A 20,724-nucleotide genomic window follows, 5' to 3' on the forward strand; every position below is an offset into this window, starting at 1 on the left:
CCTTCAGCCTCCCCGGCGCCACCGAGCACTACGCCGCGGAGCGCCCCCTGCGCGCCGAGCACGTGCGCATCCAACTGGAGCTCGACTTCGAGCAAGGCCGCGTCACCGGCGTCTGCACCACCCGCGTGTCCGCCGTGCGGCTGTCCTCTACCCTCACCTTCGACGCGGTGGACCTGGACGTCTCGCGCGTCCTCGTCGACGAGCGCCCCGTGCGCTTCACCCACTCCGGCTCGCACGTGCGCGTGGAGCTGCCCGCGCCGCTGCCGCCCGGCCAGGCCGCCCAGGTGGCCATCCACTACACCGCCCGCCCGCGCCGGGGCCTCTACTTCTGGGGCCCGGAGGCCGCCTACCCGGACCGGCCCCGTCAGGCGTGGACCCAGAACCAGGACACCGACGCACGGCACTGGTTCCCCTGCCTGGACACGCCCGCGCAGAAGGCCACCTCGGAGCTCATCGCCACCTTCCCCGACGGCCTCACCGCGCTCTCCAACGGCGTGCTCGTCTCCGACACCGTGCAGGACCAGCGGCGCACCCAGCACTACCGCATGGAGCAGCCGCACGCGCCCTACCTCGTCACGCTCGCGGTGGGCGACTTCGAGGAGCTCACCGACACCGCGGGCACCGTCCCGCTGCGCTACCTCTTCCCGCGCGGGCGCCGCGAGGACGCGCTGCGGTGCGTGCGCCGCACCCCGGAGATGGTGCGCGTGTTCCAGGAGGCCACGGGCGAGCCCTACCCATGGAGCGGCTACGCCCAGGTGTTCCTCACCGAGTTCATCTTCGGCGGCATGGAGAACACCACCGCCACCAGCCTCACCGACTCCGTCCTCCACGACGCGCGCGCGCACGCGGACTACAACGCGGAGCCCCTCATCTCCCACGAGCTGGCGCACCAGTGGTTCGGGGACCTGCTCACCTGCCGCGACTGGCCCCACGGCTGGCTCAACGAGGGCTTCGCCACCTGGTTCGAGGTGCTGTGGAAGGAGCGCGCGGACGGCCAGGACGAGGCCGACCACCACCGGCAGGCGGACCTGGAGGCCTACCTGGGCGAGGTGAAGGAGCGCTACGCGCGGCCCATCGTCTCGCGCCGCTTCCACGCTCCGCTGGATGTCTTCGACCGGCACCTTTATGAGAAGGGCGGCCTGGTCCTCCACGAGCTGCGCCGCCGCCTGGGCGACGAGCTGTTCTTCCGCGGCCTGCGCCACTACGTCTCGCGCCACCGGCACGGCTCGGTGGAGACGGTGGACCTGTCGCGCGCCTTCGAGCAGGCCACCGGCCACAACCTGGACGCCTTCTTCGACCAGTACGTCTTCGCCCCCGGCCACCCGGAGCTCAAGGTGGAGGTGCGCCACGAGGCCGAGGAGGGCCGGCTGCGCCTCAAGGTGCGCCAGACGCAGCGCACCGACGCGGGCACACCCCTGTTCCGCCTGCCGCTGGACGTCGTCGTCACCGTCGAGGGCCGGGACACCCGTCACCGGCTGGACGTGACGGACGCGGAGCACTTCTTCCACCTGCCCTGCCCCACCGCGCCCTCGCAGGTGCGCGTGGACCCGCGCCGCGACGTGCTGGGCACGCTGGAGGTGGACAAGGCTGTGGGCCTCTGGCTGGAGGAGCTTCGCGCCGCGCCCGAGTCCCGCGCCCGCACCGAGGCCGCCCACGCGCTGGGCCGCGACGGAGGCCACCGCGCCGTGGAGACACTGGGCACCGCGCTCGCGGACGCGCGCCTGTTCTGGGGCACCCGCGCCGCGTGCGCCAAGGCCCTGGGCCGCATCCGCACGCCGGAGGCCCGCGCCCGGCTGCTCGCGAGCCTGCGCGCCGAGCACCCACGCGTGCGCCGCGCCGTCGTCGCCGCGCTGGGCGAGTTCCGCCGCGACGCGGAGGTCATCGCGCTCTTGCGCTCGCTCCTGCAATCCGGAGACACCAGCTACTTCGTGGAGGCGGAGGCCGCGCGCAGCTACGGCAAGCTGCGCGCCGCCGACGCGCTGACGGTGCTGGAGACCACCTCCACGCGCCCGTCCTTCCAGGACGCCATCGCCGTGGGCGCCATGGACGGGCTGGCCGAGTCGCAGGACCCCGCCGCCTTCCCGCTGGTGGAGGCGCGCACCGCGTATGGCCAGCCCGCCTTCCTGCGCCGCGCGGCCACGCAGGCCGTGGCCCGGCTGGCGGAGGTGGCCGGCCGTCAGCGCGAGGCGGTGGACTTGCTGACGGAGCTGCTGCGGGACCCGATGTTCCGCGTGCAGATGGGCGTCTTCGAGGCCGCGAGGACCCTGGGAGACCGGCGCATCATCCCCGCGCTGGAGGGCACCCCGCTCAGCGATGCCCGCGCCCGCCGCGCCGCGCGCGAGACGGTGCGAGCGCTGCGCGAGGGCGAGCCCCAGGCGCGTGAGCTGGCGTCGCTGCGCGAGGAGGTGGACGCGCTGAAGGAGGCCACGCGCGCGATGCGCGAGAAGCTGGAGGGGCTCTCCCTGACGAAGCCTCCTCCAGCGCCCGCGCCGAAGCCCGCGCGAGGCAAGCAGGCCGCCGCGCGCAAGAAGGCGGGCAAGCCTCCCGCGAGCAAGCGTCGGCGCTGAGCGTCCAGGCGCGCCGGCGCCCCCGCACCGGCGCGTCCAAGGTCCATCGTGGCTACTTGTAAGACACCACGGGACGAGCCCCTTCGCGGGGCCACGCCCATGGCGCGCGTGGGCGGCTCGCGTCTTTCCGTCCGACGACGGGCGCAGGGGACGACATGGCCGCAGCCAACGAGGAGCTCAGTGCCTGGCTGGACGCCGCGGTCGACCCGTGGGTCGCCTGCGATGCGCACGAGCGCGTGTACCTCATCAACCGCGCCGCGGAGTGCCTGCTCGGCTGGACGCGCGAGCAGCTCCAGGGCCACCCGGTGGCCGAGCTCTTCTCCCAGCAATTCCATCACCAAGGCGACCAGAGCCTGGTGCGCTACCTGCTCTCGCGCAGGCAGGCGCTGGGCGGGCGACCCACGAAGGTGCTCGCGCGACGACGGGACGGCGTGGAGGTGCTCGTGGAGCTCACGGTGGGCACCTCCGGCGAGGGGGAGGACGAGCGCATCGTCCTCAGCCTCCGGCGCCTGCACGAGGTCATCGACACCATCCGCGAGCCCATGGAGCCGCCTCGCGATGGTGGTGAGGCCAGGCGGACCAGCGGCGACGACCTCTATCGCCTCGTCGTGGAGAACGCCCCCCTGGGCATCTTCCACTACGACACCAAGCCCATCATCACCGCCTGCAACGAGCGGCTGGCCACCATCGTCGGTACCCCCAAGCGCGTGGTGGTGGGGCTCAACCTCATGTCGCTGCGCGACGAGCAGCTCATGGCGTGCGTGCGCGAGACGCTCTCCGGCCACAGCGCGGACTACGTGGGGGACTATGCCGCGGTGACCAGCCACAAGGTGACGCCCGTCCATATCCGCTTCGCGCCCTGCTACAACGACGCGGGACAGGTGGAGGGCGGCGTGGGCCTGGTCGAGGACGTCTCCGAGCGCCGCCGCGCAGAGCGCCAGCGCGACGAGAACCTGGCCCTGCTCATCACCCTGTTCGAGACCGCGCCCGTGGCGCTGGGCTTCCTCGACACGAACCTGCGCTACGTGCGCGTCAACGGGCGGCTGGCGCGCATCAACGGCCTGCCCCCCGAGGCCCACCTGGGGCGCACGCCCTACGAGGTGCTGGGTGAGGGCGGCAGCGCCGCGGCGGCCATGCTGAAACAGGTATTGGACACCGGCGAGCCCGTGGTGGGCCAGGAGGTGGACACCCAGGCCGTGGGCTATCCCGGCCCCCGGCGGCTGCTCACGGGGAGCTGCTACCCGGTGCGCGCGCCGGACGGACACCTGTTGGGCGTGGGCGTGCTGGTGGAGGACATCACCCAGCGCAGGCTCGCCGAGGAGGAGCGCGAGCGGCTCTACCGCGAGGCGCGTGAGGCCATCCGCGTGCGCGACGACTTCCTGTCCATCGCCTCGCACGAGCTGAAGACGCCGCTGACGCCGCTGAGCCTCCGGCTGGCCACGCTGGAGCGCAGGCTCGAGCGCGGCGAGAGCGTGGACCCCACCACCCTGCGCCACGCGCGCCAGCACATCTTGCGCATGACCGGGCTCATCAACGACCTGCTGGACGCGTCCCGCATCGAGGCGGGCCGGCTGGCGCTGCATCCGCAGGCCACGCGCCTGGACAGCCTGGTGGAGCACGTGCTGCAGGCGATGGAGGCACAGCGCGGCGGACACGAGCTGCGCTACGAGCGGCCCGAGCACGACGTGCAGGTGTTCGCGGACCCATACCGGCTGGAGCAGGTGGTCACCAACCTGGTGGAGAACGCCCTCAAGTACAGCCCCGATGGCGGCGTCATCCACGTCAAGCTGGAGACGCGCGGAGAGCTGGCGCTCTTGTCGGTGAAGGACCCGGGCATCGGCATCCCCGAGGACCAGCAGAAGCTGCTCTTCGAGCGCTACTTCCGCGCGCGCAACGTGTCCACGCGCTCGTACGGCGGGCTGGGCCTGGGCCTGTACATCAGCCGCGACATCGTCGAGCGCCACGGCGGCCGCATCTGGGTGGAGAGCCGGGTGGGAGAAGGCTCCACCTTCCATGTCGCCCTGCCCCTGCTGACGGGGGCCCCCTCTCACCCGCCCGCTTCCCAGCCGGAGCGCCACGTCCACTGAAGCTTTCGCCACCCCCGCTCCCGAAAGAACTACAGCCCCGCCTGTCCACCACCGTGCATCCGCTGCGAGCCAGCACCTGGATTCAGGTGTTTCAGACGCTGGCACGAGGGCTGCTTTTCATCCCGCCAGAGAAGTCGAACCCGAGAGGAGCAGGGACATGACGACGGAAACTCCGGCTTGGACTCGCGACAATGACGGTTGGCTGGTTCGGGTGAAGGTGGCGGGGCGCATCCAGGAGGTCCGCTGCACCACGGAAGGCCAGGCGCGCTACATGGCGGGCGTGCTGGCCCTCAATCCGCCTCCCCCCTCGAAGCTGCGTCACTGAACGGGGGCGGTGCCGGGCGCGGGCGGGCTGATGAGGTAGTTGTCGAGCTGCGCCCAGTTGTTGAACGCGACCTTCCACGCGCCCTCGGCCACACCCGGCCGGGGGATGAGCGGGCCGCCGACCTGGCCGCTGGAGCCCCAGGTGAAGCCCAGGTCGATGCCGCTGGACGTCTCCAGCACGGTGATGTCGGTGGCGAGCTGGCTGTTGAGGCGGCGCAGCTCCGTCTTCGCGCCGGACACCCAGAAGATGAGCCGCTGGGCGCGCACGTCGAAGCCGAAGGCGTAGAAGGCGTTGGCGTTGTTCGGGTCCGTGACGATGACGGTGTACGCGCTGAGCAGCGAGGCGCTGTTGGGATACATCGGCGTGCCGTTGGGGATGCTGGACAGCGCCGTGGGCGCGGTGGGGATGACCCACGGCGTGCCGGGGATGGTGGTGCCCGGGCAGTAGTTGGGAATCGGCGGAGGCGGCAGCACGGCCTGCTGCGACACGGAGCCCAGCGACTCCAGCGTCTCGGGCGAGGCCTGGTCGATGGAGTCGACGCCGCACGCGGCGAAGGTGGACAGCGTGACGAGGCACAGCAGCGCGGAGCGAAGCGTCTTCATGGGCGTGGTTTCCTTGGTGTGAAGAGACACGTGGAGCGTGCTCGGCTCGTGCGAGCCGAGGTGAGGGACTGACGGCGGTGACGGGGCTACTCGAAGACGACGACCGTCTTCACCCAGCTGTCGGGCTGCGTGGACAACACGCGCAGCCTCTCGTCTCGGAGCGCGAGGCTGGCGGTGGAACCGGCGCGGATGCGCTCCATGACCCGCGCGAAGAAGGGCCCGGCCTCGGCGTCCGGGATGTCGATGGGTGAGGCGATGACGGCGCGCGCGCCCGCCTCGGCGAAGGCCACGGGGAGGCTCCACGGCGCGTGGAGGTACGGCGCCGTCCGGGCCGCCTGACACGCGCCGAGCAGCACCACCGGCGCGCCCCGCAGCTTCTGCTGCCGCACCTGGCCCGCGGTGAGCGCGTAGCGGCCGCCCGCCTCCGGCGCCATCACCAGCAGCGACGCGTCCGACACGCCCAGGTTCACCAGGCCGTGCGCGTGGATCTCCACCTCGGTGGCCTGCTCCAGCTCCGCCAGCAGGCGCGACGGCGTGGCGGCCGCGCCCGTCAGCTCCACGCGGCGCGCAGACGGCCCGCCGGACAGCTCCCAGCTGCGCAGCCGGGGCAGGTTCAGCGACGCGGGCGCGTCCACGTCGTAGACCACCAGCGGGCGCGGCGCGGAGACCTTCGGCGCCTGGGCCCGGGTGCCCGTGTGGTAGCTCCACGCGAGGTCCGGCGGCAGCAGGCCCGCCTGTCCGTGCACGGGGTAGCGCGCGAACACGCTGACGTGCTCGCAGGGCTTGAGCGCGGCGATGACGGAGGCGGGCACCAGCGAGGCCACGTCGAAGTCGGGCGAGCGGCGGCTCGCGTCCTGGTGGCCCAGCAGCTCACCCGTGGGCCCGCGCGCGGCCGTCAGCGTGCGCTCGTCGTGCACCTCCACGCCCAGGGCGCAGCGCTCGGGGGCCGGCACGCGGGCCTCCTGCGCGAAGAGGGACAGCGCCCGCGCCCAGTCCCCGGTGGAGCCCGCGTCCAGGATGAGCGACGAGTAGCTGTACGCGCGCGCCTTGGCGGCGACGGGGTCCGCCGCGCCCAGCAGCTCACCGGCGACGATGGCCTGTCCCAACAGCCGCTGGCCCTCCGCGCGGTCCGAGCCGATGACGGCGCGGCCCTGGATGTGCGTGGCCATGGCCTTCTCACCGGGGCGCAGCCAGCCCGCGGCGTCCAGCTTCGCCAGGCCCTCGCGCACCTTCTCCACGTCGCCCGGCTTCGGGTCCAGCCGCGCCAGGTCCGCCAGCACGAACGCGCCGTTGAGGAAGAAGGGCACGTCGCACACCGGGGCCTTCTCCAGCTCCTCGCGCGCGGCCTGGGGACGCAGCGCGAAGACGTGCAGCGACGCCAGGCTCTCGTGCACGTGCCGGTCGGCCGCGCAGCCCCTGTCTCGCAGGGCCTGCTCACCCAGGTACGCGCGCGTCAGGGCGAAGGCGTTGCGGAAGCGCGCCATGTCGCCCAGCACCAGCAGCAGGTCCGCCTGCAGCGTCCACTCCTGCGTCTGCCGCGCCCAGCCCAGGCCCGCCAGCGCGTGCTCGCGCGCCTCCACCAGCCGGTGCTCGTCCTTGTAGATGTGCGCCAGCAGGTGCTCCAGCTGGCCGCAGCGGTAGTCCGCCTTCGCGACCTCGCACGCCGCCACCGCGCGCAACAGCCGCGCCTCCGCGCCGGCCAGGTCCCCCTTGCCGTACTCGGCCAGCGCGCGCTCGCGCTCCGCGTTGAGCGTCAGCCACGAGTCACCGAGCGAGCGCGCCACCTTCTCGTACACGTCGATGTGCGCCGGCAGCCCGCCCGCCAGCGGCAGCACGCCCAGCAGGATGTCCTGGTGCCGCGAGCCGGACAGCTCCTTCACCAGCGGCTCGAGCGAGGCGGCATCGAAGGTGCCCTCCAGCACCTGGCGGAAGCGGGCCGCGAACGGCGCGCGGCGCGCGAAGTCCAGCCCCGCCACGCGCTCCACGGAGGCCACCACCGTGTCGCCGCCGTAGCGCGCGTCCAGCACCCGCGCCAGCGGCAGGAGCTCTCGCGCCCGCTCGGCGGAGGGCGCGGTCCACAGCGCGATGTTGAGCCAGTTGCGCGCCGTGCCCGGCACCGCCCGCGCCACGTCCTCCGGGAACGCGGTGCCATGCAGCGCGAGCGCGCGTCCGGCCTGCTGCGCGGAGTCCCACGCCCCACGACGTCCCTCCAGCTGACGGCGCAGCACCGCGGCGCGCTCCCGCGCCTCCTCCGCCCAGCCAGGCTCGCCCAGCGAGGCGACGGTGTCGAACGCCTCGGCCGCGAGCGCGTCCAGGCCCAGCTCGCGCAGCACGAGCGCGCGGTTCCACAGGGCCTGCGGGTGACGCGGGTGCTTCTCCAGCACGCCGTCCAGCAGGACGAGCGCGGACTCGAGCTCGCCCTTCGTCAGCGCCACCACCGCCTTGTCGCTGTCCACGTCCGGCGACGCGGGCGCGCGCTGGAGGTAGTCGGCCGCCTGCTCGCGCTCACCGCGCAAGAGGTGCCCCACCGCGAGGCCCTGCAAATCCCCCTGCTCCTCCAGCTTCGCCAGCGCCTGCAGCGGCACCAGCTCGCGCGGGCGCTCGTCGCCGGAGCGCAGCACGCCGTAGGGACGGTGCGCGCTGGCGCCGGACCAGCTCAGGCGCGCCTCCATGGAGCGCGTGGGCGCCAGGGCCAAGAGCTGCGAATCGTCGCGGACGCTCGACGGCCCCGAGCGCACCGCCACCAGCACCAGGAGGGCCGCCAGCGAGCCGGACAGCGCGGCGGCGGCCACCCACTTGCGGCGGCTCCACGCGGGACGAAACGCGCGCGGGGGCGCGGACGCCACGGGCTGCCGCGGCACGGGCTGCTGCACGGGTGCGGCGACGTCGCGCGGGGCCTCGCGAGCCTCCTCGGCACCGAGCCGGGTGCCCAGCGCCTGGAGCTGGAGGATGTCGTCGAGTTCCTCCTGGCACACCTCGCACGTGGCCAGGTGCTCGCGGAACTGCTCCGCCTCCTCCTGGGACAGCTCGCCATCCGCGAAGGCGTGCACCAGGTCGTGCGGGTCCATGGGCTCCGGGGCGCTCATGACGCCTCCGCCTTGCCGGTGGCGCCGGGCATCAACAGCTCCTTCAGCTTGCGGCGCGCGCGGATGAGGCGCGTGCCCACCGTCGCCTTGGGAATCCCCAGACGCTCGGCGATGTCCTGATAGGGCATCCCCTCCAGGGCGTGGAGCCGGTACACCGTCGCGAACTCCTCGGGAATCCGCGTCAGGGCCTCGCGCAACTGCTCCGTGCTGATGGAGGCCCACGCGGGGGCGGCCTCCGGCTCCGGCGCGGCGATGCGCTCCTCCAGCTCCTCCGCCGACATGTCCGAGCGACGCTCGCGCGTCTTCGAGCGGCACTTGTCGATGAAGAGGTGGTGGAGGATGGTGAGCAGCCACGCGCGCCCGTCGGTGCCGGGGCGGTAGCGAGACAGGTTGCGAAACCCGCGCTCGTAGGTGTCCTGCAGCAGGTCGTTGGCCTCCGCCGCGTTTCCGCACAGCCGGAGCGCCGTGGCGCGCAACGCCGCCTCGTGCGTCCGGACGAAGGCGGAGAACCAGCGATTGTCCAGGGTCGGCGTTGAGGGGGGCCCGCTATCCACGCGGGGTGCAGGCTGGACCGGCGCGTCATGGGCCGTCAAGCCCCGGGACCGGGGGCGACGGGCGCGTGCGGCAGGTGGTTGCAGGGCGAAAGCATCCATGGCGGGTCGCCCCTCTCAACGACGCCCCGCCTCCATCTTCCCGGCCGGATTTCCCGGCGAATTTTCCGCCGGGGCCATCGCCGCCGATTCTCAGTGTCCGGAAGAGGGATTGCGCCGGACGATTTCGCCATTGAGGACGTTGGCGAAGCCCACCCAGGCCAGGTAGGGCGCGACCAGCCACGCGGCGGGCCGGTCCACCTCGCGCGTCGCGGCGATGTAGGCCCCGATGCTGCCCAGGAGCGCCAGGTTGTCGGCCAGGGCCTTCCTGGGCTGGTGCCTGCCGAAGAAGAGCCAGGACCACGCGGCGTTGAGGCCCAGCTGCACGCCCCACCAGCCGAGCGCCCGCGAGCGCGAGGGCCCCGCCGGCGCCGTCCACACGCGCCAGCCGGAGACGGCGATGAGCGCGTAGAGCGCGGTCCACACCGGCCCGAAGGCGGCGGGCGGAGGCTGGAAGGGCGGCTTGCGCAGGTGGCGGTACCAGCGCGTGTCGGCGGTGCTGTGGCGGGCCCCCAGCGCGGCGGCGCCCAGCGTGAGCGCGCTGAACGCGCCCAGCGCGATGACGGACTCGGTGCGCAGCGTGGGGTTGAGGGCGGTGCGCTTGACCGGCCCCGGCACCGTGCGCGTCGAGGTCTCCCACGAGGTGTGCATGGTCTGTCTCCTTGCGCGCGGCGTGCGGGCGCAGTGTTCGCTGGAAGGTGGTGACGACCTGCCCCCGGGTCCACCCCCGTTGACTGTTGACGGGTGGGCGCTCTATCGAGCCTTTGGGGAGGAACGACATGGTGAGTGCGGAGGAAGTCCTCGACTTCTGGTTCGGTCAGCCTGCGGACCCGGTTCGCAATCCAGCGTGCATCCGACCTCGGGCCGTCTGGTTCCAGCGCGACGCGGCCTTCGACGCGGAGTGCAGGGAGCGCTTCCTGGGAGCCCACGAGCGCGCGGCCGCGGGCGAGCTGGACTCCTGGCGCAACGAAGCCCGCACGTGCCTGGCGCTGCTCCTGCTGCTCGACCAGGTGCCCCGCAACCTCTTCCGGGGCACGCCGCGCGCGTTCGCCACGGATGCGAAGGCCCGCTCGGTGGCCCGCCACGCGCTGGCCCGGGGCCTGGACGTGACGCTGCCCTCGGTGTGGCGCTGGTTCATGTACCTGCCGTTCGAGCACAGCGAGGAGCTGTACGACCAGCGGCTGTCGGTGGACCTCTTCGAGCTCTTGACGATGCACCACTCCGGCAGCCTGGAGACGCTCGACTACGCGCGCCGGCACCGGGACGTCATCGAGCGCTTCGGTCGCTTCCCGCACCGCAACGACGCGCTGGGACGGGCCACGACTCCCGAGGAAGCGCGCTTCCTCCAGGAGCCGGGCTCGTCCTTCTGAGTCGACGTCGTCAGACCGGGGCGCCGGCCTCCTCGACCGGCGCGGCGCGGGCCTCCAGGGTGATGCCCGAGGCGAGCCAGCCGCGCACCAGCGTCAGGTGCTCGGCCTCCGCGTCCAGCGCGAGCTGGAAGCGGTCCGCCAGCGTGTCATGGCCCAGGCCACGCGCCAGCTCGATGAGCAGCTCCCAGCTCGCGTTGTCCGTCAGCTCCGCCACCAGCAGCGCCTCCAGCGACTGGCGCAGGTTGGTGCGCGGGTCGGCCATCACCGCGGGCAGGCCCATGGACGTGACGGCCACCAGGTCCGCGCACGGCGTCATCGCGGTGGGGTCCGCGCCCAGCTTCGTCAGCGTCTCGGAGACGAGGCCGAAGTGGGCCAGCTCGTCGTCGAGGATGCGCTCCAATCCCTCTCGGGTGGGGCCACCCTCCCAGGTTCCGTACACGTCGAGCTTGGCGAGCGCGCCCTCGTAGAGCCGCGAGCCCGAGCGCTCGAAGGCGAGTCGTTCCCCCAGCTTGTCGAGGAACACGGTGGGCTTGGCGCCCTTGAGCAGCTCCACCGCCGTCTTGGCCACGCCCTTGAGGTTGGCCGGCGGCGGCACGCTGCCCAGACCGTCGGATTCGCGCGCGTACTGCTGGCGGACCTCCAGGATGAGCGAGCCATCCCCCGCGGAGCTGGGCAGCCGCTCCTGCGCCTGCTGGAAGATGTCCGCGCTGTCGATGGGCGACGTGGCGATGCCCGTGCGGTTGAGTCCCATGTCACTGGTCGTCTTCTTCATGTCAGTGAACCTTCCTTCCCTCGACCACCGAGCCCATGCGCTGTGCCCGCGCGGCGAGCTCCGTGCCAGGAGTCCATTGGTAGCCGGCCGCGACGATTTCCGACGGCGAGCCTTCCGAGTTGAGCTGGTCGCGGTACACGCGCGAGCGGTGGTCCGCCGGCAGCTCCGCCATGCGCACGTAGTCCGGGCCATTGGAGGCCAGGTCTTCCTCCTGGCTGAGCGTCTTGCGGACGAACTCGCGGTGCTGCTTGTACTCGATGGGCTCCGGCAGGGTGCGCGGCAGCACCTCGGCCGCGTCCCGGCGCTCGACGTTCTCGAACAGGTCCTTGACGAAGTGCAGCTGCCCCAGCTCGTAGTCGAGGAAGCGCTGCCACACCTCCTTCACGCGCGGGTTCGTCTCGTACTCCAGGCAGGAGTAGAAGTTGTAGACCTCCGCGGCCTCGTGCATCAGCCACTTCTCCAGCAGCGTCTCGCCCGGGTCGAGCAGGGACTCGTACTGGGTGACGTGCTGCTCCTCGATGGCGGCGATTTCGGCGTAGAGCTGACGCGCGACCGGGTCCGCGAAGAACGGGCCCACCGTCATGTAGTAGTCGTGCGTCTGGTTCTCCGCCGCGGTGATGCTGATGGCGTGAATCTTCGTCAGCGGGTGCGCGCGCGTCTTGTCGTACGGGCGACGCAGGTCATCCACGGGGTGGCGGTGCTCCACCACGGTGGGGCGGCCGGGGATGATGTCCGTATAGGACTGGGTGATGTTGTTGGGGTCCTTGCCCTCGAGCCGGTCGTAGAGCGCCGAGTAGCGGTACAGGTGGTCGAAGTCCTCCAGGAGCCCGAAGCGGTAGGTCTGCGCCAGATAGGGGTCGGGCTCGCGCAGGGCCACGCTGGCGGTCACCTCGATGGCCACCTGCTCGAAGCCGAGCGTGGTCTCCAGCGGGTTCTGGTCCGCGGGGTTGAGCCAGTTGATGAGCGTCTGCTCGAAGTGCTCCACGCGGCGGATGCGGGCGAGCGGCTCGCGCAAGGACGCGTTGATGCGCGCCATCATGTGCTTGGTGCGCAGGGCGTCCGCCATGATGCCGTTCATGTAGATGACGCGCACCCGGGTGAAGGCGTCGTCGTCCAGCTTGCTGTAGGGCCTGCGCACCAGGTCCTTCCAGGTGAAGACCTGCTTGTCGAGGGGCACGCCCTTCTGTTGGAAGATGTCCAGGGCCACGTCGGACTCCTTTTTTGCGCGTACGGAGAAGAGGAGGACGGGAGGCGTCGCGCCTTCCGTGTTGAGAGGTAAGGTCCGGTCGCACCGCGACTCCGGCAAACACCGCCAGGAAGTCACCCCGCCACCACGTGGGACTGACGGAGGCTCGGCTGCCCTGTCGCTGCCCACACCGCCGCTCGCGGGGAGCGGGACACGCCGGGTGTACGATTCGCGGCCCCTGCGTGGGCGGGCGCGTGAGACGCCCGAGAATAGGACGGGATGTCCTCCGTCTGGAGGGCGGACGGAGGAGCACGCCCGAGCCGGGTATCGAGGCTCACCTGGGATTTTTTGTTTTCACGCTCGTCTGCCGCGAGGACGCGAGGGCTTGGGCTAGTGTGACGCGCGATACACCCCACACATGGCAAGAGGGGGCCGTGGCAGGCGAGACCGGGAGAATCATCCGTCAGCGTTGGCGTGACCACTGGCGGTTGATGCTGGGCATCGCGGCGCTGTCCACGGTGCTGTCCGCCCTGGCGTGGTGGGGCGGCTGGCTGGACGACCTGGAGCGCGGCGCGTACGACCAGGCGCTGACGGCCTTCACGGGAGGACGAGGCCTGTCGCCCACCGTGTCGGTGGTGGTCATCGACCAGGGCACGCTGGATGGCATCCGCGCCAACGAGCGCTACACGCTCAACTTCGGCACGTGGCCCTACAGCCGCAACCTCTGGGCCCGCGTGGTGGAGCAGCTGGAGGCGGAGGGCGCGCGCGCCATCGTCTTCGACGCGGTGATGGACGAGCGCTCCTCGGACGCGTCCACGGACCTGGCCTTCGCCCAGGTGCTGCGCGACACGCGCATCCCGTTCTTCCTCGGCGTCTCCACCAACGTCAACGCGCAGCCCCTGCCCCGCGCGGACTTCGACGCGGCGCCGCCGTCCCCGCTCGCCCCGCCCCCCGTGCCCGTGGTGACACCCGAGGCCGCCCCCCCGGTGGGCGAGGAGACCTTCCCGGAGGAAGACGGCGAGGCCTTCACCGACACGCCGGATGACAGCGTGCTGCCCGCCGTCACACCCGAGGCGATGGCGCGGGCGCTCGCCTTCCCCGTGAAGGTCCAGGGCCACGCGCCGCCGCTGCTGGAGGGACGCGAGGCGGCGGGCGAGCACCACGTCCCTGGAGACACGGACGGGACGCGCGCCGTGCGCCATCCGGTGCCGCCGATTCCGGTGCTGGTGGGCGCGGTGGATGGCTTCGGCCTGGTGGACACGGAGACGGACCCGGATGGGTTCATGCGCCGCACGCGCTTCGCGTACTCGGACGGCGTCAACACGTACCCGACGCTGCCGGTGCGCGTGGCCGCGGGACTCTTCAGCGCGGAGAAGGTGGAGCTCTCCGACGGGCTGCTGAAGGTGGGGGGACGCCAGTACCGCGTGGACGCGGATGGCGGCGCGGCGATGGACTACGGCGGGGGTCCGCTGCACGAGCGCTTCCGCACGGTGCCGCTGCTGGACGTGCTGGACGGCTGGGTGCGACGGGAGAACGGACAGCCCTCGGGGCTGCCGCGGGAGGTGTTCCGCGGCAAGGTGGTGGTCATCGGCGGCACGGCGCTGGGGCTGGGCGACATCAAGGCCACCTCGTTCCTGGCGGAGGTGCCTGGTGTCATGAAGCAGGCGTCGGTGCTGGACACGCTCCTGGGGGATGGCCGCTTCATCACGCGCACGCCGCTCGCGGTGGACCTGGGGCTCACGCTGGTGGTGGCGCTGGTGTCGGTGGTGCTGCTGATGACGACACGCTGGACGCCGCTGGAGATTGCGTGGCCGGTGGTGCTGCCGGTGGGCATGTATCTGGTCGCGGGGCTGGTGCTGTCGAAGGGCTGGCACCTGCTCACGGCGCTGCCATCCATGGCGGGGCTGCTCGCGGGCGTCGCGGCGGTGGCCTTCAACCACCTGGTGGCCAACCGCGAGACGGAGTTCGTGCGCGCGGCGTTCAGTCGCTTCATGGAGCCCAAGCTCGTGGAGCAGATGATTGCCGAGCGCAAGCTGCCGAAGCTCGACGGGGAGAACGTCGAAATCAGCGCGTTCTTCAGCGACATCCGCGGCTTCTCCACCTTCAGCGAGCGCTTCAAGGAGGACCCGCGCAGCCTGGTGCGCATCCTCAACACGTACCTGACGCGGGTGAGCGGCGTGCTGCTCAAGGAGGGCGCGTGCCTGGACAAGTACATCGGTGACGCGGTGGTGTGCCTGTTCGGCGCGCCCATGCGCCAGGACGACCACGCGGTGCGCGCGTGCCGGGGGGCGCTGGCGGCCAAGGCGGAGGTGGACGCGATGCGCGAGGAGTTCCGCGCCAGGGGGCTGCCGGACGTCTACACGCGCATCGGGGTGAACTCCGCGGTGAACTTCGTGGGCAACTTCGGCAGCGAGCAGCTCTTCAGCTACACGGCCATCGGCGACGGGATGAACCTGGCGGCGCGGCTGGAGGGCGCGAACAAGGCGTACGGCTCGGTCATCATGATTGGCCCGCGCACGTACGAGCTGGCGCGCGAGCACATCGAGGTGCGCGAGCTGGACCGCGTGCGGGTGGCGGGCAAGACGGAGGCCGTCACCGTGTACGAGCTGCTCGCGCTCAAGGGTGGGCTGGACGCGCGCAAGCGGGCGACGGTGGAGCGCTACCACGCGGCGCTGGCGCTCTACCGGGAGGCGCGCTTCGAGGAGGCCGCGTCGGCGCTGGAGCGGCTCGCGGCCGAGGACGTGGACGACGGGCCGACGAAAGCGCTGCTGGAGCGTTGTCGGAAGTATGCCGAGTCGCCGCCGCCGGGCTTCGATGGCGTGGCGAGCCTGGACAAGTGAAAGGAGTCTGAAGTCATGGGGATGAGAACGAGAGCGGCGTGGGTGGCCGCGTTGCTGATGATGGGGCTGCCGGGCCTGTCCTCGGCGGTGGCGGTGGGGGGCTCGCTGTACGTGAAGGCCAAGAACACGCGGGTGATGGAGAGCCCCTCGCCCACGGCGAACGCGGTGGTCATCCTCCAGCCGGGTGAGCAGGTGAAGTGGGAGGGCGCGGACGCGAAGAACAAGCAGTGGCACAAGGTGAAGACGTCCACGGGCAAGCGCGGCTTCGTGTTCCAGTCCAACCTGTCCACCACCGCGCCCAACCTGGAGCTCGTCGTCGGGGACCAGGGCAAGCGCAAGGTGAACCCGGAGGGCTTCGTCTCCAGCGGCGCGGCGGTGAAGGCGCTCAGCCCCGGCGCCGTCGCGTACGGCAACAAGAAGGGCGGCGGGCACAAGCAGGCGGTGGCGCAGCTGCAGAGCCTGGAGAAGGCGGCCAAGGACGTGTCCACCCAGGACATCGCGAAGCACGCCGCGGCGGCGGGGCTGCATCCGGTGGTGGGCGCGGAGACGACGGCCCGCTCGGGCGGGGCGAAGAGCAAGCCGAAGGGAGGCTCGTGATGAAGGCGCTCGGGAGGACGGCGGCGCTGCTGGGCCTGGGGCTGCTGACGGTGTCGTGCAAGGGCGTCACGCTCGCGCAGGTGGCGAACGTGGCCGGCAAGACGGTCAACAACTCGGTGGCCTCGCAGAAGCAGCGCGACGAGTGCGCGAAGCTGGATGTGGAGCCCACGGTGAAGGAGGAGTACGCCATCGGCAGCGCCATGGCGGTCCACTGGGTGGAGGGCGGCGGCGGGCTGATGGGCACCACCGGCGGCGCGAAGGACACCAGCGTCCACGCGGTGCACGAGTACCTCAACACGGTGGGCAAGAACCTGGGCGCGCAGTCGCCGAGGCCCACGCTGGACTGGACGTTCGGGGTGCTCAACGACGACCAGAACTTCAACGCGGTGTCCACGCCGGGGGCCTACGTCTTCGTCACCCGGAAGCTCTTGTCGGAGCTGGACAACGAGAGCCAGCTGGCGGGCGTGCTCGCGCATGAAATCGCGCACGTGGTGCTCAAGCACTCCATCAAACAGTACAACGCCGCGAAGGTGAGCCTGTGCAAGGTAGCGGTGACGATGGAGGCCAACGTGCCGGGCTCCGGTCAGCTCATCGCCGCGGGAGGCAGCGGCGGCAACCTGGACCTGGACAGCGACACGGCGCTGCTCGGTGACCTCACGGAGAAGGTCATCGGCCTGGCGGAGAGCGGCAACGACAAGGAGCAGGAGTACGCGGCGGACCAGCTCGCCGCGCGGCTGATGATTTCGGCCGGCTACGACCCGAAGGAGTACATCGCGGTCCTGGGCAAGACGAAGGACGGCTCCCGCCTGGGCTCACGGCACCCGAAGAAGGCGGACCGCGAGGAGCGGCTGAAGACCTTCCTCGCGAGCCTGAGGCCGCGCGAGGGTGAGTTCGCGGAGCTGTCGCTGGAGGGGTTGCGCAGCCCGCCGCTCCAGCCGGAGCTGGTCGCCGCCGTGAAGAAGGGCGCGGGGCGGAGCAACGTGGCGAAGGACGGGAAGTAGGCGCGGGCTCGGGCGCCCCCCGTTCGGGGCGCCCACGGCCACGACGCGTTCAGCGCGACGCGGCCTGGCTCAGCGCGCGGTGCACGGCCTCGAGCGCCTTGCGAGCCTCGAGCAGCTCGGCGCGCTCGGCGGTGAGCGAGGCCACCTGCTGGGCGAGCACGTCCCGCTCTCCCTGCAGCGCCTCCACCGCGCGGCGCAGCGACATCGACTCGTCCTTCGCGGACTCGAGCTCGGTGGCGAGCCGCTCCTCCTCGGCGAGGCTGTCCACCAGGGCCTGCTTGCCCCGGGAGACCTCCTCCTCGAGCTTCTCGTGCTCCTTCGCGGAGGCCTGGAGCGCCTGACGGTTCTCCTGGAGGGACAGCAGCGCCTCGTCGCGCTCACCCTCCAGCGCCGCGAGCTCCCGCTCCAGGTCCGCGAGCAGCTTCACGCGGCCCTCCATCTCCGCCGACAGCCGGCGCGCCTCGTCCATGCGCAGCCGAGCCTCCTCGGTGGCCTTCTCCGCCTGACGGCGCGCCACCTCCAGCTCCTGCGTGAGGGACAGGTTCGCCGCCTTCACCTTCACCAGCTCCGCCTGCAGGTGGGTGATGCGCTCGACCGCGCGCTGGCCCGCCTCCGCGACGGTGGCCGGCAGGGGCTCCGGGCGCGGATTCTCCCGCACCGCCTTGAGCCGGGCCTTGAGCCGCTCGCGGCGCGCGTCCGAGTCCATCGCCTCCTCGCGCGGGGGCGCGGGCGTCTGCACCTCCACCTCCTGCGGCGGCGCCTCGACGCGGGCCACGGGCTCCGCGACGGTGGCGGTGACGTGGGGAAGCGAAGCGTGGGGAGAGCCCTGCGTCATGGGGTGCGCCTCCGACGACGGCTCGGCCTCGAGGCCGTCCAGGTGGAACGCCATGGTGGGCGGAGCAGCGAAGGTGACGGGCGTGTCACCCACCCCGTCGTCGTAGACGGCGGCCTCCGGCTCCGGCGACGCATACGTCACCGGCTCGGCGACCTGCTGGGTGAACACCGGCTCCCGCGCGCGCGGCCCCTCGGGCTGCGACAGCGCCACCTCCATCGCCTCGGCGGCGGTGGGGCGAGGAGCGCGGGCGCGCTCGATGCGGGCGCGGACCTCCGCGGACAGGTCGGCGCTCGTCGGCTCGGGGGGAGCGACGTCGGCGGCCTGCTCGGGAGGCTCGGTGGGCTCGGTCTGCTCGACGGCGCCGGTGAACGCCCCCAGGCGGAGGCGCGGCTTGGCGCGAGACACGTTCTGTTCGAAGGCTTTCTTCATGGCGAATCTCAGCCAGCCTGCTGGGTGCCCTTCTTCGGGGCGGCGGCGGCCGCGGCGACGAGGCGCGGCAGGACGTTGTCAATCATGGCCTGGATGTCGTTGGCGCCCTTCGACGTGGGGTCCGCGACGAAGACGGGGCGCCCCTCGCTCGAGGCCTGGGCGAACTTGGTGCACTGCCGGATGATGGTCGGCAGCAGGAACTCCGGGTAGTGCGTCTGCAGCGCCTCCAGCGCCTCCTTCGCCAGCTTGAAGGTGGCGTTGAAGGAGTTCACCACGATGAACACGTGGTCCAGCACGTGGTTGAGGTCCTCCTCCAGGCTCTGCACCGTCTCGAACAGCAGCTTCAGGCCGTGGAACGACAGGAAGTCCGCCAGCACGGGGACGAACAGGTCGTTCGCGGCCATCAGGGCGTTGAGGTTGAGCAGGCCGAAGGACGGCGGCGCGTCGAAGACGATGACGTCGTACTGGGCCTCCACGTCCTTGAGCGCGTTGCGCAGCTTGAACTCGCGGCCGGCCATGGGCATCAGCGAGAGGTCCATGGTGGACATGCTGAGGTTGGACGGGACGAAGTCCAGGTTGGGCAGCGGGGACTTCTGGATGACCTTGGCCAGGGGCGTCTTGCGCACCAGCACGTCGAGCAGCGTCTTCTCGAACTCCTCGCCCTCGTAGCCCAGGCACTTGGTGGCGTGGCCCTGGCTGTCCAGGTCGATGAGGAGCACCGAGTAGCCCAGCTCCGCCACGCGCCACGCGTAGGACGTGGACAGGGACGTCTTGCCGGTGCCGCCCTTGAAGTTCAGGAAGAGCTGGCGGCGGTGGCCCACCTTGGCCGGGAAGCGGTCGAGCGTCGTGCGCAGGTCCCAGACGTCGTCCGGGGTGTACACGTCCTTCCTCGCGTCCTCCGGAATCGCTTTCGGAGACACGCCGAGCATCTCGGCCACCTGCTTCGAGCTGTATGTCGGCGCTTCCATGAACGACCCTTCGAAAGACGTACGGGACGGCTACCTTGCCTCAAGCGGCGAAGTATTTGTGTCCCCTTCGGACCACGGCCCCCCGGGCTGAGAGCAGGGTGATTGCTTCCTGGGCGAGCTCGACGGGCACCCCCAGGGCGGCCGTCAGCTCGGCGAGCGAGCGACCACGGACCGCCACGCGGACCTCGTGGAGCATGGGGGCACAGAGCGTCTCCACGGGCGAGGCGCTCGGGCGCGCGGCGACGGGCCGGGGCTCCTCGGAGCGCGTCGCGGGCTGCGGCGCCGGGGCGCCCATGGCCACGAGGGCCGCCTGGACGGGCGAGAGCCGGGGCGCCGGAGCAGCGAGACGGGAAGGCAAAGGCGCGGCGCGCTGCGGGGCGGCCACGGGCTGCGCGGGCTGGGGAACCGGGCGGGCCTGGGGCGCCTGGACTCCCTGCGTCGACGAAGGCACCGAGGAACGGGCCTGCGGGGCCTGCGCCACGTGCGTCGGCGGCGCGACGGGACGAGCACCCATCGAGGGAGCCGACACCGCAGCCTGATGACGGGCACCCACTGTGGCCATTACCTGCTGGCCGTGCAGAACACCATCCGCGCGTTTTGTGATCTGCTGATGCGTCGCCCCCACCACGGCCATCACGGGCTGGGCCACCACGACCGGGGGCGCCACACTCGCGACCACCGGGGCCGGCGCCGGTGCCATGGCCACCCCTCGCGCCGGCTCCTCGAGCCGCGCGCGCACGGGCTTGACCGGCAACGTCGCCAGTCGACGAATCTCACGGCGCCGGTGCGTGTCGTCCAGCGCGACGACGCCGGACACGTCCTGCCCCAGGATGCGCGACAGGCTCTGCGCCGCCGCCTTGCGCACGCGAGGCTCGCGGTCCCCGAGCGCCTCCAGCAACAAGGCCCGCGCGTTCTCGCCACTCCCCGCGCCCAGCGCCAGCGCCGCCAGCGAACGGACCTCCGCGTCCGCGTCGTGGATGGCCTCTTCACCGAGCCGGCGCGCCGTCTCACCCTCCAGCCCCAGCGCCAGCAGCGACGCGCGCCGACGCACCGAGCGGTCCGGGTCCTTCATCGCCTGCGCCAGGTGCGGCGCCGCGTCCCGGGGCGCCAGCGTCAACAGCGCCTTGAGCGCCGCGATGCGCACCTCCGGCACCGGCGAGGACAACAGCGGCGACACCACCTGCGCGCCCTCCTCCCGGCACAGAGCCGCGAACGCCTGGAGCAGCGCCACCTGCGCCGCCGCGTCCGTCTCCGCGTGCAGCGCGCTCGCCAGCGCCGGAGCCGCCGCGGGCTGCGACAGCGCCTTGAGCCGCTCCGCCGCGCGGATGCGCGCCGCGGGATCCTGCGCCGAGAGCTCCCGCACCGAGAACCCGAACAGCGTCTCGTCCGTCGGAGCCCCCAGCCCACCC

At 71.9% G+C, this 20,724-nt stretch carries 16 protein-coding genes; 7 read left to right on the plus strand and 9 right to left on the minus strand.

The window, feature by feature from the left end; translation table 11 throughout:
• The 3 genes from FL311_RS26760 to FL311_RS44240 form a co-directional block, all read left to right on the plus strand.
• Positions 1 to 2,567 (plus strand): M1 family aminopeptidase (locus FL311_RS26760; protein WP_141329290.1); only part of this gene is annotated, 2,567 nt, incomplete at its 5' end.
• A gap of 155 nt (positions 2,568 to 2,722) precedes the next feature.
• The gene (locus FL311_RS26765) at positions 2,723 to 4,654 is read left to right on the plus strand and encodes a PAS domain S-box protein (RefSeq protein WP_141329292.1); all 1,932 of its coding nucleotides are present in this window, start codon (positions 2,723 to 2,725) and stop codon (positions 4,652 to 4,654) included.
• A gap of 157 nt (positions 4,655 to 4,811) precedes the next feature.
• Positions 4,812 to 4,979, plus strand: coding sequence for a hypothetical protein (locus FL311_RS44240; protein ID WP_170300435.1), 168 nt, complete (start codon positions 4,812 to 4,814; stop codon positions 4,977 to 4,979).
• Here the strand turns inward: FL311_RS44240 and FL311_RS26770 are convergent.
• The 4 genes from FL311_RS26770 to FL311_RS26785 form a co-directional block, all read right to left on the minus strand.
• Positions 4,973 to 5,581, minus strand: a complete 609-nt coding sequence (locus tag FL311_RS26770) for a hypothetical protein (RefSeq protein WP_141329294.1) — start codon at positions 5,579 to 5,581, stop codon at positions 4,973 to 4,975. The genes FL311_RS44240 and FL311_RS26770 overlap by 7 nt on opposite strands.
• 86 nt (positions 5,582 to 5,667) lie before the next feature.
• A complete protein-coding gene (locus FL311_RS26775) occupies positions 5,668 to 8,667 on the minus strand; it encodes a CHAT domain-containing protein (protein WP_141329296.1) in 3,000 nt (999 codons plus the stop codon).
• Positions 8,664 to 9,221, minus strand: coding sequence for an RNA polymerase sigma factor (locus tag FL311_RS26780; protein ID WP_228557103.1), 558 nt, complete (start codon positions 9,219 to 9,221; stop codon positions 8,664 to 8,666). The genes FL311_RS26775 and FL311_RS26780 overlap by 4 nt, the downstream gene beginning before the upstream one ends.
• Positions 9,222 to 9,410: 189 nt before the next feature.
• Positions 9,411 to 9,968, minus strand: a complete 558-nt coding sequence (locus FL311_RS26785; RefSeq protein WP_141329300.1) for a TspO/MBR family protein — start codon at positions 9,966 to 9,968, stop codon at positions 9,411 to 9,413.
• A gap of 128 nt (positions 9,969 to 10,096) precedes the next feature.
• Here FL311_RS26785 and FL311_RS26790 point away from each other — a divergent pair, with 128 nt between their 5' ends.
• Entirely contained in the window at positions 10,097 to 10,687 is a 591-nt protein-coding gene (locus FL311_RS26790) for a DUF924 family protein (RefSeq protein ID WP_141329302.1), read from the plus strand.
• Positions 10,688 to 10,697: 10 nt separating this feature from the next.
• Here the strand turns inward: FL311_RS26790 and FL311_RS26795 are convergent, their stop codons facing one another.
• Positions 10,698 to 11,459: a ferritin-like domain-containing protein gene (locus FL311_RS26795; protein WP_141329304.1), complete on the minus strand. Its 762-nt coding sequence runs from the start codon at positions 11,457 to 11,459 to the stop codon at positions 10,698 to 10,700.
• Between the two features lies 1 nt (position 11,460).
• On the minus strand, positions 11,461 to 12,666 hold the full coding sequence (locus FL311_RS26800; RefSeq protein ID WP_141329306.1) for a hypothetical protein: 1,206 nt from the start codon (positions 12,664 to 12,666) through the stop codon (positions 11,461 to 11,463).
• Between the two features lie 413 nt (positions 12,667 to 13,079).
• On the opposite strand from FL311_RS26800, the gene FL311_RS26805 reads away from it, so the two are divergent.
• Genes FL311_RS26805 through FL311_RS26815 form a run of 3 tightly spaced genes read left to right on the plus strand, consistent with a single transcriptional unit; the run spans position 13,080 to position 17,083 of the window.
• Entirely contained in the window at positions 13,080 to 15,485 is a 2,406-nt protein-coding gene (locus tag FL311_RS26805) for a CHASE2 domain-containing protein (RefSeq protein WP_141329309.1), read from the plus strand.
• A 21-nt stretch (positions 15,486 to 15,506) separates the two neighbouring features.
• Positions 15,507 to 16,082 carry an SH3 domain-containing protein gene (locus tag FL311_RS26810; RefSeq protein WP_324289130.1) on the plus strand — a complete coding sequence of 192 codons (576 nt, stop codon included), beginning with the start codon at positions 15,507 to 15,509 and terminating at the stop codon, positions 16,080 to 16,082.
• A complete protein-coding gene (locus tag FL311_RS26815) occupies positions 16,082 to 17,083 on the plus strand; it encodes a M48 family metalloprotease (protein WP_141329313.1) in 1,002 nt (333 codons plus the stop codon). The genes FL311_RS26810 and FL311_RS26815 overlap by 1 nt, the downstream gene beginning before the upstream one ends.
• Before the next feature lie 49 nt (positions 17,084 to 17,132).
• Here FL311_RS26815 and FL311_RS26820 read toward each other — a convergent pair whose 3' ends face one another.
• The 3 genes from FL311_RS26820 to FL311_RS26830 all read right to left on the minus strand — a co-directional run.
• Positions 17,133 to 18,347 carry an extensin-like protein gene (locus FL311_RS26820; RefSeq protein ID WP_141329315.1) on the minus strand — a complete coding sequence of 405 codons (1,215 nt, stop codon included), beginning with the start codon at positions 18,345 to 18,347 and terminating at the stop codon, positions 17,133 to 17,135.
• A gap of 8 nt (positions 18,348 to 18,355) precedes the next feature.
• Positions 18,356 to 19,315, minus strand: a complete 960-nt coding sequence (locus FL311_RS26825) for a ParA family protein (RefSeq protein ID WP_141329317.1) — start codon at positions 19,313 to 19,315, stop codon at positions 18,356 to 18,358.
• A 40-nt stretch (positions 19,316 to 19,355) separates the two neighbouring features.
• On the minus strand, positions 19,356 to 20,724 hold a 1,369-nt coding region (locus FL311_RS26830; protein ID WP_194869377.1), incomplete at its 5' end, for a HEAT repeat domain-containing protein.

Source organism: Myxococcus sp. AB025B (genome assembly GCF_006518215.1).
In the GTDB taxonomy this organism is placed as follows: Bacteria; Myxococcota; Myxococcia; order Myxococcales; family Myxococcaceae; genus Myxococcus; species Myxococcus fulvus.

Excerpts from the sequence above, each read along its gene's own strand:
- FL311_RS26765 (WP_141329292.1), top strand. The coding sequence starts at position 2,723 with ATGGCCGCAGCCAACGAGGAGCTCAGTGCCTGGCTGGACGCCGCGGTC.
- FL311_RS44240 (WP_170300435.1), top strand. The coding sequence starts at position 4,812 with ATGACGACGGAAACTCCGGCTTGGACTCGCGACAATGACGGTTGGCTG.
- FL311_RS26770 (WP_141329294.1), bottom strand. The coding sequence starts at position 5,581 with ATGAAGACGCTTCGCTCCGCGCTGCTGTGCCTCGTCACGCTGTCCACC.
- FL311_RS26775 (WP_141329296.1), bottom strand. The coding sequence starts at position 8,667 with ATGAGCGCCCCGGAGCCCATGGACCCGCACGACCTGGTGCACGCCTTC.
- FL311_RS26785 (WP_141329300.1), bottom strand. The coding sequence starts at position 9,968 with ATGCACACCTCGTGGGAGACCTCGACGCGCACGGTGCCGGGGCCGGTC.
- FL311_RS26790 (WP_141329302.1), top strand. The coding sequence starts at position 10,097 with ATGGTGAGTGCGGAGGAAGTCCTCGACTTCTGGTTCGGTCAGCCTGCG.
- FL311_RS26795 (WP_141329304.1), bottom strand. The coding sequence starts at position 11,459 with ATGAAGAAGACGACCAGTGACATGGGACTCAACCGCACGGGCATCGCC.
- FL311_RS26810 (WP_324289130.1), top strand. The coding sequence starts at position 15,507 with ATGAGAACGAGAGCGGCGTGGGTGGCCGCGTTGCTGATGATGGGGCTG.
- FL311_RS26815 (WP_141329313.1), top strand. The coding sequence starts at position 16,082 with ATGAAGGCGCTCGGGAGGACGGCGGCGCTGCTGGGCCTGGGGCTGCTG.
- FL311_RS26820 (WP_141329315.1), bottom strand. The coding sequence starts at position 18,347 with ATGAAGAAAGCCTTCGAACAGAACGTGTCTCGCGCCAAGCCGCGCCTC.
- FL311_RS26825 (WP_141329317.1), bottom strand. The coding sequence starts at position 19,315 with ATGGAAGCGCCGACATACAGCTCGAAGCAGGTGGCCGAGATGCTCGGC.